The organism is Streptomyces corynorhini (assembly GCF_003346515.1).
GTDB lineage: Bacteria > Actinomycetota > Actinomycetes > Streptomycetales > Streptomycetaceae > Streptomyces > Streptomyces corynorhini.
The window spans coordinates 1-12,513 of the sequence record NZ_QQNA01000054.1 but is presented as its reverse complement, the minus strand read 5'-3'; the positions used below and the strand labels follow the sequence as shown (position 1 = coordinate 12,513).

The window sequence follows — 12,513 nt, the reverse complement described above, 5'->3', positions numbered from 1 at the left end:
GCCGGAACGCCAGGACGGGATCTGGGCGGGGTGCGCGTACGGACGGACCGGCGGCGCGGCGTCCCCCGACACCCGCAGCCCGACACCCGCAGCCAGGCCCCTGCTGCCCGGACTCCGGCGACCGCGGCCCGCACCACCGCCCGTCTCGGGCGCCGGGCGCCCGCCGCCCGCCGCCCGAGGCGATCAGCGGTCGTTCTGCGCCAGCTTCAGCATGTGGTCCGCGAGCGACTGACCGCCCGCGGGGTCACGGCTGATCAGCATCAGAGTGTCGTCGCCCGCGATGGTGCCGAGGATGTCGCTCAACTCGGCCTGGTCGATGGCCGAGGCGAGGAACTGGGCCGCGCCGGGCGGGGTGCGCAGCACGACGAGGTTGGCCGACGCCTCGGCGGAGATGAGGAGTTCACCGGCCAGTCGGCGCATGCGTTCCTCCTTCGCCGACTCGCCGAGGGGCGCGTGCGGGGTGCGGTAGCCGCCCTCGCTGGGCACCGCGTAGATCAACTCGCCGCCGGTGTTGCGGATCTTCACGGCGCCCAGTTCGTCCAGGTCGCGGGAGAGCGTCGCCTGAGTGACGCTCAGCCCGTCGTCGGCGAGCAGTTTCGCCAGCTGGCTCTGTGAGCGCACCGGCTGCCGGTTCAGGATGTCGACGATCCGGCGGTGGCGGGCGGTTCTGGTCTGCGGCACGGACTGCCCGCCGTGCTCGTTCTCCTGGGCCTCGGTCATCGTCGTCTCATTCCCCTGATCGTCCTTCCGCGTACGCGTCGTCGAGGATGCCGGGCAGCGCCCGGAGCAGCGCGTCCACCTCGCCGTCGCCGATGATCAGTGGCGGCATCAGCCGGACGACATCGGGGGCGGGCGCGTTCACGAGGAACCCGGCACCCTGAGCCGCCTGTTGCGCCTGGGGCGCGAGCGGCTCGGTGAGCACGATACCCAGGAGCAGTCCGGCGCCCCGGACGTGGGAGACCAGGGGGTGGCCGAGGGCCTGGACCTCGTCGCGCACCCGCTCGCCGAGGCGCTTGACCTCGTCGAGGCGCCCGTCGGCCGCGAGGGTGTCGAGTACGGCGAGTCCGGCGGCGCAGGCGACGGGGTTGCCGCCGAACGTCGTGCCGTGCTGGCCGGGCTTGAGGAGATCGGCGGCCGGGCCGAAGGCGAGGGCCGCGCCGAGGGGCAGCCCGCCGCCGAGTCCCTTGGCGAGGGTGACGACATCGGGCTCGACGCTCTGGTGGGCCTGGTGCTCGAACCAGTTGCCCGTCCGGCCGACGCCGGTCTGGACCTCGTCCAGGACGAGCAGGGTGCCCGTCGCGCGGGTGATCTCCCTGGCCGCCTCCAGATAGCCCCTGGGCGGTACGACGACACCGTTCTCGCCCTGGATCGGCTCGATGATCACGAGCGCCGTCTCCTCGGTGACGGCGGCCCGCAGCGCCTCGGTGTCCCCGTACGGCACATGCGTGACGTCGCCGGGCAGCGGCAGGAACGCCTCCCGCTTGCCGGACTGACCGGTGAGGGCGAGCGCGCCCATGGTGCGGCCGTGGAAGCCGCCCGTGGTGGCGACCATGTGGCGGCGGCCGGTGAGCCGGCCGATCTTGAAGGCGGCCTCGTTGGCCTCGGCGCCCGAGTTGCAGAAGAAGACGCGTCCGGGCCGGCCGGCGAGCTGGATCAGCCGCTCGGCCAGCGCGATGGGCGGCTCGGCGAGGAAGAGGTTGGAGACATGGCCGAGGGAGGCGATCTGACCGGAGACGGCCTCGACGACGGCGGGGTGGGCGTGGCCGAGCGCGTTGACCGCGATCCCGCCGACGAAGTCGGTGTACGGGGTGCCGTCGGCGTCCCAGACCCGGGCGCCCTCACCGCGGACGAGGGCCAGACCTGGGGTGCCGTAGTTGTCGGCCATGACGTTCCGCCAGCGCTGCGAAAGCTCCTGGTTGGCGCTCACTTCGTGCTCCCTTCCGGTCCGTCCGGCACGACCATCGTGCCGATTCCCTCGTCGGTGAAGATCTCCAGCAGGATCGAGTGCTGGACGCGTCCGTCGAGTACGCGTGCGGTGGTGACGCCGTTGCGCACGGCGTGCAGACACCCCTCCATCTTCGGCACCATGCCGCTGGACAGCTCGGGCAGCAGCTTCTCCAGCTGGCTGGCGGTGAGCCTGCTGATCACGTCGTCGCTGTTCGGCCAGTCCTCGTACAGCCCCTCGACGTCGGTGAGGACCATCAGCGTCTCGGCGCCCAGGGCGGCGGCGAGCGCGGCGGCGGCCGTGTCGGCGTTGACGTTGTAGACGTGTCCGTCGTCGGCGCTGCGCGCGATGGACGAGATCACCGGGATGCGTCCGTCCGCGAGCAGCGCCTCGATGGCGCCCGTGTCGATCTCGGTGATCTCGCCGACCCGGCCGATGTCGACGGGCTCTCCGTCGATGAGCGGCCGGTGCCGGGTCGCGGTGATGGTGTGCGCGTCCTCGCCGGTCATGCCGACGGCGAGCGGGCCGTGCTGGTTGAGCAGCCCGACCAGTTCGCGCTGGACCTGGCCGGCCAGCACCATCCGTACGACGTCCATGGCCTCGGGCGTGGTGACCCGCAGTCCGGCCTTGAACTCGCTGACCAGGCCGTGCCGGTCGAGCTGGGCGTTGATCTGGGGGCCGCCGCCGTGCACGACGACGGGTTTGAGACCGGCCTGCCGCAGGAAGACGACGTCCTTGGCGAAGGCGGCCTTCAGCTCCTCGTCGACCATGGCGTTGCCGCCGAATTTGATGACGACGGTCTTGCCGTGGTGGCGGGTGAGCCAGGGCAGCGCCTCGATGAGGATCTGCGCCTTGGGCAGCGCGGTGTGCCGACGGGCGGTCATGAGCTGTACGCGCTGTTCTCGTGGACGTAGTCGGCCGTCAGGTCGTTGGCCCAGATGACGGCCGACTCCGTACCGGCCGAGAGGTCGGCGGTGATCCGTACCTCGCGGTAGCGCATGTCGACCAGGTCGCGGTCCTCGCCCACCGAGCCGTTTCGGCAGACCCACACGTCGTTGATGGCGACGTTGAGCCGGTCGGGGTCGAAGGCGGCGGCCGTGGTGCCGATGGCGGACAGGACGCGGCCCCAGTTGGGGTCCTCGCCGTGGACGGCGCACTTGAGGAGGTTGTTGCGGGCGATGGAGCGGCCCACCTCGACGGCGTCGTCCTCGCTCGCGGCGTTGACCACCTCGATGCGGATGTCCTTGGAGGCGCCCTCGGCGTCGCCGATGAGCTGGCGGGCCAGGTCCGCGCAGACGGTACGGACGGCCTCGGCGAACTCGTCGTACGCGGGGGTCGCGCCGGAGGCGCCGGAGGCGAGCAGCAGCACGGTGTCGTTGGTGGACATGCAGCCGTCGGAGTCGACGCGGTCGAAGGTGGTCCTGGTGGCGGCGCGCAGCGCGGTGTCCAGGGCCGGGGTCTCGATGTCGGCGTCGGTGGTGAGGACGACGAGCATGGTGGCGAGGCCGGGGGCGAGCATGCCCGCGCCCTTGGCCATGCCGCCGACGGTCCAGGCGACGCCGTCGCTCTCGCCACCCGCGACGGCGGTCTTGTGGACGGTGTCGGTGGTCTTGATGGCGATCGCGGCCTTCTCGCCGCCGTGCTCGGAGAGTTCGGTGGCGGCCTTCTCGATGCCGGGCAGCAGCTTGTCCATGGGCAGGAGCAGGCCGATCAGCCCGGTGGAGGCGACGGCGATCTCTCCGGCGCTGTGCCCCTCCAGCACGACCGCGGCGTGTTCGGCGGTGGCGTGGGTGTCCTGGAAGCCGCGCGGTCCCGTGCAGGCGTTGGCGCCGCCGGAGTTGAGGACGACGGCGGTGACGGCGCCGCCCTTGAGGACCTGCTCGGACCAGAGGACGGGGGCGGCCTTGACGCGGTTGGAGGTGAAGACGCCCGCGGCGGCGCGGCGCGGACCGTCGTTGACCACGAGGGCGAGGTCGGGTCCGCCGTTCTCCTTGATTCCGGCGGCGATGCCCGCCGCCGTGAATCCCTTCGCTGCGGTGACGCTCAAGGTGCCACTCCGATCGTGGAGAGTCCGGCGTCCTCGGGGAGTCCGAGGGCGATGTTCATGCTCTGCACCGCGCCACCCGCGGTGCCCTTGGTGAGGTTGTCGATGGCGCTGATCGCGATGACGCGGCCGGCGTGCTCGTCGTACGCGACCTGGACCTGTGCGGCGTTGGAGCCGTACACGGACGCGGTGGCGGGCCACTGCCCCTCGGGGAGCAGCCGGACGAACGGCTCGTCGGCGAACGCCTTCTCGTAGGCGTCCCGTACGTCCTGGCCCGTGAAGCCGGAGCGTGCCTTGGCGGAGCAGGTGGCGAGGATGCCGCGCGGCATGGGGGCGAGGGTGGGGGTGAAGGAGACGGTGATCCGCTCCCCCGCCGCCGCGCTGAGGTTCTGGATCATCTCGGGGGTGTGCCGGTGGCCGCCGCCGACGCCGTACGGCGTCATGGAGCCCATCACCTCGGAGCCGAGCAGGTGCGGCTTGGCGGCCTTGCCCGCGCCTGAGGTGCCGGACGCGGCGGTGACGACGGCCTCGGGCTCGGCGAGCCCGGCCGCGTACGCGGGGAAGAGCGCGAGCGAGACGGCCGTGGGGTAGCAGCCGGGCACGGCGATCCGCTTGCTCCCGGCGAGCGCGGCGCGCGCGCCCGGCAGCTCGGGCAGCCCGTACGGCCAGGTCCCGGCGTGCGGGGACCCGTAGAACCGCTCCCAGTCACCGGCGTCCTTCAGCCGGAAGTCGGCCCCCATGTCGACGACGAGCACGTCGTCCCCGAGCTGCTCCGCGACGGCGGCGGACTGCCCGTGCGGCAGCGCGAGGAACACGACGTCGTGTCCGGCGAGCGCCTCGGCGGTGGTCGGCTCCAGCACCCGGTCCGCCAGCGGCGCCAGGTGCGGCTGAAGCCCGCCGAGCGGCCGGCCGACGTTGGAATTGCCGGTGAGGGCTCCGATCTCGATCCCGGGATGGCCGAGCAGCAGCCGCAGCGCTTCCCCGCCCGCATATCCGCTCGCCCCGGCCACGGCGGCGCGTAGAGCACGTACAGCCATCGAAACATCCTCCTCAGTAATGGCATGACTATACGTATGTACGCAGCTTTATGCAACGGTGCGTGCGACGGGAGCCCGTGTACCGGCAGCCGGGCAGCCGGGCAGCCGGGCAGCCGGGCAGCCGGGCAGCCGGATCACAGATACCGGTCGCCCCGCCGGCCGTCGGCGAGAGGTTCATGCGGACGGAACGGCCCGGGGGCAGCGTTCGCGGGGGCAGCCTTCGCGGGGGCCTCTCGGCTGTGCCGAGGTGGCGATCACTCCGCCGATCCGGGATTGTCGCGCCGGTTGGCGAGGAAGCGCGCCTTCTTCTGCCGATTCCCACACGTGTTCATGTCACACCACTTGCGCGTGCGGCTCTGACTGGTGTCGAAGAAGGCGGCCCGGCAGGTCGGTGACGCGCACAGGGCCAGTCTTCCGTCCCGTTCGCCCGCGATGACGCCGATCGCGTCGGCGGCGATCACACCGAGGGCGTCGTCGGTGACGGCCACTTGACGGTACTGGCCGCTCGACGGTGACGGCCGGTCGGTGCTCGGCGCCGCCTCTCCGGTGAGGTCGCGCGCGGTGACGTCGCGCCCGGCGAGGTCGCGCCCCGGCGTAGCCTCGTCCCCGTGCCCGCCCCGTCCCCGCGTCATGTCGCCGTCCTGGTGCTCGACGGTGCGAAACCCCTCGACGTCGGTATTCCCGCGCAGGTGTTCACGACCCGCGCGAGCATGCCGTACGAGGTGCGCGTGTGCGGCGCCCGGTCCGGTCTCGTGACCGGCGGCGACGGTCTGTCCTACTCCGTCGCGCATGGCCTCGACGCACTGGAGTGGGCCGACATCGTCTTCGTCCCCGGCTACCGGTTCCCGGCCCGCGACGACCCGCCGCGGGCCGTCATCGAGGCGCTGACCGGCGCCCACCACCGGGGCGCGCGGCTCGCAGCCATCTCGACGGGTGCCTTCGCGCTCGCCGCCACGGGCCTGCTCGACGGCAGACGCGCCACGACGCACTGGCATTACACGCGGGCGCTCGCGGCGCGGCATCCGCTCGTCCGGGTCGACGCGAACGTCCTGTTCGTCGACGAGGGCAGCGTGCTCACGTCGGCCGGCGCCGCCTCCGGCATCGACCTGTGCCTGCACATCCTGCGCGGCGATCTCGGGGTGGCCGCGTCGAACCACGCGGCCAGGCGTCTGGTGGCGGCCCCCTACCGCAGCGGCGGTCAGGCGCAGTACGTGCCGCGCAGCGTGCCCGAGCCGCTCGGCGAGCGGTTCGCCGCCACCCGGGAGTGGGCGCTGTACCGGCTCGGCGAGCCTCTCACCCTCGAAGCGCTCGCCCGGCACGCGGCGGTCTCGCCACGCACGTTCTCGCGGCGCTTCGTCGAGGAGACGGGCTGCACGCCGATGCAGTGGGTCATGCGCGCCCGCGTCGACGTGGCCCGTGAGCTGCTCGAACGTTCGCAGCGGAGCATCGAGCAGATCGCCGCGGACGTCGGTCTCGGCACCGGTACGAATCTGCGGCTGCACTTCCATCGCGTCCTCGGCACCACGCCGGGCGAGTACCGGCGCACCTTCGCCCACGGCGAGTAGCCCGCCCGCCGCGGCGTGGCACGATCCTTTCGGACCGTGGCGATCACGCCGCTGTCACCGGCGGGCGGCGCGCGCGAACCTGGTGGCGGACCGCACGGAAGGGACACCACCCATGACTCGCATCGCCATCAACGGATTCGGCCGCATCGGGCGCAATGTGCTGCGCGCGCTGCTCGAACGCGACAGCGCTCTTGAGGTCGTCGCCGTCAACGACCTCACGGAGCCCGCCGCCCTCGCGCGGCTGCTGGCCTACGACACGACGGCGGGCCGGCTCGGCCGCCCGGTGAGTGCCGAAGGGGACACCCTCGTCGTCGACGGGCGTCGCATCACCGTGCTCGCCGAGCGTGAACCGGCGCGACTGCCCTGGGCCCGGCTCGGCGTCGACATCGTGCTGGAGGCGACCGGCCGCTTCACATCGGCCACGGCCGCCCGCGCCCACCTCGACGCGGGCGCGAAGAGGGTGCTCGTCAGCGCCCCGGCGGACGGCGCCGATGTCACGCTCGCGTTCGGCGTCAACACCGGCGCGTACGACCCGGCGGCGCACACGATCGTCTCGAACGCCTCGTGCACGACCAACGCGCTCGCGCCGCTGGCCGCGGTGCTCGACGATCTCGCCGGCATCGAGCATGGCTTCATGACGACGGTCCACGCCTACACGCAGGAGCAGAACCTGCAGGACGGCCCGCACCGCGACGCCCGCCGTGCGCGGGCCGCCGCCGTCAACATCGTGCCGACCACGACGGGCGCCGCCAAGGCGATCGGCCTCGTGCTGCCGAACCTCGAAGGCAGGCTGTCGGGCGACTCGATCCGCGTACCGGTTCCGGTGGGCTCGATCGTCGAACTCAACACGACGGTCGCCCGCGACGTGACGCGCGAGGACGTGCTGTCGGCGTACCGCGCCGCGGCGCGGGGGCCGCTCGCCGGCATCCTCGAATACTCGGACGACCCGCTGGTGTCATCCGACATCACGGGCAACCCGGCCTCGGCCGTCTTCGACTCGGCCCTCACCCGTGTCGACGGCCGCCACGTCAAGGTGGTCGCCTGGTACGACAACGAATGGGGCTTCTCCAACCGCGTGATCGACACGCTGGAACTCCTCGCCACCGGCTGACCGGAAGCCGGAGCACCCGGTCCGGCCGGAGCACCCGGAGCGCCCGGTCACCCGTGCCGCCGCGCCGCCGGGCCGGGAGACGGACCCCGGCGCCTCCTCAGGCGGACAGCCCGGCGAGGAAGCGGGAGATCAGGTCGCACACGGCGCCGGGGCGCTCCAGGTGCAGGTCATGACGGGTGCCGGGAACGCTGACGGACATGTCCGGGACGCGGCGGCGCATCAGCTCGTCGACCCGTGACGGCGAGATGAAGCTCGACTCGGCCAGGATGAGCAGAGTGGGGCAGGTGACGCGCTCCCACTCGTGCGCGAAGGAGTGCCGGGCGGCTTCCGCCACGGACCGCACCAGCACATCCCGGTCGAACCGGGGCCACCATCGCCCGCCGCGCTCCTCCAAGCCGTCCGCCCAGCCCCTGCCGATCGCCCCGCCGCCGAAGAACCGGACCGCGGCGTCGTACGAGGGAAAGGAAGCCGGCCATGAGTCGAACCACCGGCGGGCATGGCCCGGCCACTCGGCGTCGGGACCGGCCACGTCGGCTTCGACGACCACCAGCGCGCGGACCGTCTCGGGGTGCCTCGCGGCGGCCAGGATGGCCGCGTGCCCGCCCATCGACTGTCCGACGAGGACGACGCGCTCCAGGCCCAACTGGTCCACCACCGCGACGACATCCTCGACGAAGGCGTCCCTGGAGACGTCGGAGGGGAAGCGGTCGCTGGCGCCTTGGCCGCGCTGGTCGATCGCGACCACCCGATACGCCTCGCTCAGCGGGCCCGCCGACGCGTCCCACTCCCCCGCGTGGCCGGCCAGCCCGTGCAGCAGCACCAGCCCCGGCCCGTCTCCGCCCCGGTCCCGGCAGACGAGCCGCACGCCTTCGCGCTCCACCACACGCTCGGTCCAGGTCACCGCGGCACTCCAGGTCCTGCATTCAGCACATTGACGCGGGTCTTCAGCCCATTGGTACGGGAACGACAAAGGGCAAGGAGAGTACCCAACTCCTTGCCCTTCTCAAGATATAGCGCACTGGGGGGCTTGCGGCAAGGCCCCGGGTGTACAGCAGAATGACCAGCCGAGGCCATGATCTGGGTAAATGCCGGATCCGCGAAGTACATGCGCCTTTGCTGGTATCTCGGCGCGTGGGAGCGCCGAACCCCTCTCGTCGAATGGGCGTTCTGATGATTGACGTGATCGTGGTCGGCGGTGGACCGACCGGCTTGATGCTGGCCGGGGAGCTGCGGCTGCACGGTGTGCGCGTGCTCGTACTGGAGAAGGAGGCGGAGCCGACCACGTTCGTGCGCGCGCTCGGTCTGCATGTGCGCAGCATCGAGGTGCTGGACCAGCGTGGTCTGCTGGAGCGGTTCGTGGCGCACGGCCGGCAGTACCCGGTCGGCGGGTTCTTCGCCGCCATCCACAAACCGGCGCCGGACCGGCTGGACACCGCCCATCCCTATGTCCTGGGCATCCCGCAGCCCACCATCGACCGTCTGCTGGCCGAGCACGCCGCCGAGCTGGGTGCCGAGATCCGGCGCGGCGGCGAGCTGGTGGGGCTGAGCCAGGACGGTCGGGGGGTGAGCGCCGAGCTGGCCGACGGTACGCGGCTGCGCTCGCGCTACCTCGTCGGCTGCGACGGCGGCCGCAGCACGGTGCGCCGACTGCTGGGCATCGGCTTCCCCGGCGAGCCCTCCCGGGTCGACACACTGCTGGGCGAGTTGGAGGTGACCGCGGATCCGGAGACGGTCGCCGCCGTCGTCGCGGAGGTGCGCAGGACGCAGAAACGGTTCGGCGTCGGGCCCTTCGGGGACGGGGTGTACCGCGTCGTCGTGCCCGCCGAGGGAGTGGCCGAGGACCGCTCGGTCCCGCCTTCCCTGGAGGAGGTCAAACAACGGCTGCGGGAGGTCGCGGGCACCGACTTCGGCGCGCACTCCCCGCGCCGGCTGGCCCGGTTCGGCGACGCCACCCGGCAGGCCGACCGCTACCGGGACGGCCGGGTGCTGCTGGCGGGCGACGCGGCGCACATCCATCCGCCGGTGGGCGGGCAGGGGCTCAACCTCGGCGTCCAGGACGCGTTCAACCTCGGCTGGAAACTCGCCGCCGAGGTCAACGGCTGGGCGCCGGAAGCCCTGTTGGACAGCTACCACGACGAACGGCACCCGGTGGCCGCCGACGTACTGGACAACACCCGCGCGCAGATGACACTGCTGTCCACCGAGCCGGGGCCCCGGGCGGTACGTCGGCTGCTCTCGGAGCTGATGGACATCGACGAGGTGAACCGGCGCCTCACGGAGAAGATCATCGCGATCGGCATCCGCTACGACTTCGGTGAAGGGCGTACGGAAACAGAGACAGAAACGGAAAACGATGCGGGGGCTGACGCGGGGGCTGACGCGGGCCACGACCTGCTCGGTCGGCGAATGCGCGACATCGAGCTGAAGCGCGGGCGCCTCTACGAGCTGACGCGTGACGGCCGCGGGCTGCTCCTCGACCAGACCGGTCGGCTCTCCGTGGCGGGCTGGGCGGACCGGGTCGACCACGTCGTCGACGTCAGCGAGGACCTGAACGTGCCCGCGGTGCTGCTGCGGCCGGACGGCCATGTGGCGTGGGCCGGTGAGGACCAGCGGGAACTGCTCGACCCGCTGCGGCGGTGGTTCGGCGCCGCCTCCGCCTGAGCCGCCGCCCCGCCTGAGCCGCTGCCGCGGATCGCGCGGAAGTCGGCGCGCGTGATCCGGCCGTCGCCCATGTCGTCCCTCGTGCGCGAACGCCGCGCGGCCTGTCACCGGCTGTCACTGCCCGGAGGCGGCTCGCGGGACTCACGACGCCTCGTAGACTCGACGGATGAGCGCTCCCGATGCCGACACCCGTCCCGAGACTCGCCCCGAGTACGACGAGCACGAAGAGCCCCCTGAGTACGACGAGTACGAGGAGTACGGCGCGTACGACGAGCCCCGCGAACACCACGAACCCCACCGCGCGGGCGGGGCGGGCGAACTGGGCGACCTGGGCGACGCGCTCTCGGTGCTGCGCCGCGTCTTCGGTTACGACTCGTTCCGCGGCAGCCAGCAGGAGATCATCGAGCACGTGGTCGGCGGCGGCGACGCCCTGGTCCTCATGCCGACCGGCGGCGGGAAGTCGCTCTGCTACCAGATCCCCGCACTCGTGCGGAAGGGCGTCGGTGTCGTCGTCTCCCCGCTCATCGCGCTCATGCAGGACCAGGTGGACGCCCTGCGGGCGCTCGGGGTGCGGGCCGGGTTCCTGAACTCCACCCAGGATCTGGACGAACGGCGCCTCGTGGAGAGCGAGTTCCTCGCGGGCGAGCTGGATCTGCTCTATCTGGCGCCGGAGCGGCTGCGCGTCGAGGCGACCGTACGGCTGCTGGAGCGCGGCACGATCTCGCTCTTCGCGATCGACGAGGCACACTGCGTGGCGCAGTGGGGTCACGACTTCCGTCCCGACTACCTGGCCCTGTCCTCGCTGCACGAGCGCTGGCCCGACGTGCCGCGTATCGCACTGACCGCGACCGCCACCGAGACCACGCACCAGGAGATCGCCTCACGGTTGAAGCTCCAGGAGGCGCGCCACTTCGTGGCGAGCTTCGACCGGCCCAACATCCAGTACCGCATCGCGCCCAAGGACGACCCCAAGCGGCAGCTGCTGCACCTGTTGCGCACCGAGCACCCCGGCGACGCGGGCATCGTCTACTGCCTGTCGCGGGCCTCGGTGGAGAAGACCGCCGAGTTCCTCGTGAAGAACGGGGTCGACGCGCTGCCGTACCACGCGGGGCTCGACGCGCGCGTACGGGCGGCGAACCAGTCGCGCTTCCTGCGGGAGGACGGCATGGTGATGGTCGCGACGATCGCCTTCGGCATGGGCATCGACAAGCCCGACGTACGCTTCGTCGCCCATCTCGACCTGCCGAAGTCCGTCGAGGGCTACTACCAGGAGACCGGCCGCGCGGGGCGCGACGGGCTGCCGTCCACCGCGTGGCTGGCGTACGGGCTCCAGGACGTCGTCCAGCAGCGGAAGATGATCGACACCTCCGAGGGCGACGACGCGCACCGACGGCGGCTGGGCGCGCACGTCGACGCCATGCTGGCGCTGTGCGAGACGGTCGAGTGCCGCCGCGTCCAGCTGCTGGCCTACTTCGGCCAGCAGAGCGAGGCGTGCGGCAACTGCGACACGTGTCTGACCCCCGCCGAGTCGTGGGACGGCACGGTCCCGGCGCAGAAGCTGCTGTCGACGGTGGTCAGGCTGAAGCGCGAGCGCAACCAGAAGTTCGGCGCCGGGCAGGTCACAGACATCCTGCTGGGGAAGAAGACGGCCAAGGTCATCCAGTTCGACCATGACGCGCTCAGTGTGTTCGGTATCGGTACGGAGCTGCGCGAGGCGGAGTGGCGCAGTGTGGCCCGGCAGCTGCTGGCGCAGGGGCTGATCGCGGTCGAGGGCGACTACGGGACGCTGGTCCTGACCGAGGGCAGCGGCGAGGTGCTGGGCGGGCGGCGGCCGGTCGCGCTGCGGCGGGAGCCGGAGCGCGCGGCGAAGCCCGCGCGCGAGAAGACGGCCAAGGCACGCTCGGCGCCGGTCGACCTGCCGGCCGAGGTGGTGCCGGTCTTCGAGGCGCTGCGGGCCTGGCGGGCGGCGTCGGCGAAGGAGCAGGGCGTGCCCGCGTACGTCATCTTCCACGACGCGACGCTGCGCGCGATCGCGGTGCTGGGTCCCTCGACGCTGGCGGAGCTGGGCACGGTGACCGGGGTCGGCGAGAACAAGCTGGCGAAGTACGGGGAGCAGATCCTGGAAACGCTGGGCGCCGGGACGGAGTGAC

At 72.1% G+C, this 12,513-nt stretch carries 10 protein-coding genes and 1 pseudogene; 4 read left to right on the top strand and 7 right to left on the bottom strand.

Features of this window, described 5'->3' with window-relative positions; all coding sequences use genetic code 11:
• Positions 1-183 precede the first annotated feature (183 nt).
• From DVH02_RS08530 to DVH02_RS08505, 6 genes and pseudogenes are all read right to left on the bottom strand, one after another.
• Entirely contained in the window at positions 184-720 is a 537-nt protein-coding gene (locus DVH02_RS08530) for an arginine repressor (protein WP_114623108.1), read from the bottom strand.
• Between the two features lie 7 nt (positions 721-727).
• On the bottom strand, positions 728-1,885 hold the full coding sequence (locus tag DVH02_RS08525) for an acetylornithine transaminase (RefSeq protein WP_233518103.1): 1,158 nt from the start codon (positions 1,883-1,885) through the stop codon (positions 728-730).
• 38 nt (positions 1,886-1,923) lie between these two features.
• A complete protein-coding gene (argB, locus tag DVH02_RS08520; protein ID WP_114623106.1) occupies positions 1,924-2,829 on the bottom strand; it encodes an acetylglutamate kinase in 906 nt (301 codons plus the stop codon).
• Entirely contained in the window at positions 2,826-3,992 is a 1,167-nt protein-coding gene (gene argJ, locus DVH02_RS08515) for a bifunctional glutamate N-acetyltransferase/amino-acid acetyltransferase ArgJ (protein WP_114623105.1), read from the bottom strand. Before argJ ends, argB begins: the two co-directional genes overlap by 4 nt.
• Positions 3,989-5,026 carry an N-acetyl-gamma-glutamyl-phosphate reductase gene (argC, locus tag DVH02_RS08510; protein WP_114623104.1) on the bottom strand — a complete coding sequence of 346 codons (1,038 nt, stop codon included), beginning with the start codon at positions 5,024-5,026 and terminating at the stop codon, positions 3,989-3,991. The genes argJ and argC overlap by 4 nt, the downstream gene beginning before the upstream one ends.
• Positions 5,027-5,280: 254 nt before the next feature.
• Positions 5,281-5,502, bottom strand: a pseudogene (locus DVH02_RS08505) (CGNR zinc finger domain-containing protein); the annotation flags it as partial.
• Between the two features lie 132 nt (positions 5,503-5,634).
• Between DVH02_RS08505 and DVH02_RS08500 the strand changes: the two are divergent.
• Both DVH02_RS08500 and gap read left to right on the top strand, forming a co-directional pair.
• Complete coding sequence (locus DVH02_RS08500; protein ID WP_114623103.1) at positions 5,635-6,591, top strand: GlxA family transcriptional regulator; 957 nt, start codon at positions 5,635-5,637, stop codon at positions 6,589-6,591.
• 112 nt (positions 6,592-6,703) lie between these two features.
• Positions 6,704-7,702, top strand: coding sequence for a type I glyceraldehyde-3-phosphate dehydrogenase (gap, locus tag DVH02_RS08495; protein ID WP_114623102.1), 999 nt, complete (start codon positions 6,704-6,706; stop codon positions 7,700-7,702).
• A gap of 97 nt (positions 7,703-7,799) precedes the next feature.
• On the opposite strand, the gene DVH02_RS08490 is transcribed toward gap, so the two are convergent.
• A complete protein-coding gene (locus DVH02_RS08490) occupies positions 7,800-8,603 on the bottom strand; it encodes an alpha/beta fold hydrolase (RefSeq protein ID WP_114623101.1) in 804 nt (267 codons plus the stop codon).
• Positions 8,604-8,872: 269 nt separating this feature from the next.
• Here DVH02_RS08490 and DVH02_RS08485 point away from each other — a divergent pair, with 269 nt between their 5' ends.
• Positions 8,873-10,363 carry an FAD-dependent monooxygenase gene (locus DVH02_RS08485; protein ID WP_114623188.1) on the top strand — a complete coding sequence of 497 codons (1,491 nt, stop codon included), beginning with the start codon at positions 8,873-8,875 and terminating at the stop codon, positions 10,361-10,363.
• Positions 10,364-10,529: 166 nt separating this feature from the next.
• A complete protein-coding gene (gene recQ / locus DVH02_RS08480; RefSeq protein WP_114623100.1) occupies positions 10,530-12,512 on the top strand; it encodes a DNA helicase RecQ in 1,983 nt (660 codons plus the stop codon).
• Position 12,513 lies beyond the last annotated feature (1 nt).

What these genes read in the sequence shown, in the direction of transcription:
- recQ (WP_114623100.1), top strand. Translation starts at nt 10,530, where the DNA reads ATGAGCGCTCCCGATGCCGACACCCGTCCCGAGACTCGCCCCGAGTAC.
- gap (WP_114623102.1), top strand. Translation starts at nt 6,704, where the DNA reads ATGACTCGCATCGCCATCAACGGATTCGGCCGCATCGGGCGCAATGTG.
- DVH02_RS08525 (WP_233518103.1), bottom strand. Translation starts at nt 1,885, where the DNA reads ATGGCCGACAACTACGGCACCCCAGGTCTGGCCCTCGTCCGCGGTGAG.
- DVH02_RS08485 (WP_114623188.1), top strand. Translation starts at nt 8,873, where the DNA reads ATGATTGACGTGATCGTGGTCGGCGGTGGACCGACCGGCTTGATGCTG.
- DVH02_RS08530 (WP_114623108.1), bottom strand. Translation starts at nt 720, where the DNA reads ATGACCGAGGCCCAGGAGAACGAGCACGGCGGGCAGTCCGTGCCGCAG.
- argB (WP_114623106.1), bottom strand. Translation starts at nt 2,829, where the DNA reads ATGACCGCCCGTCGGCACACCGCGCTGCCCAAGGCGCAGATCCTCATC.
- argC (WP_114623104.1), bottom strand. Translation starts at nt 5,026, where the DNA reads ATGGCTGTACGTGCTCTACGCGCCGCCGTGGCCGGGGCGAGCGGATAT.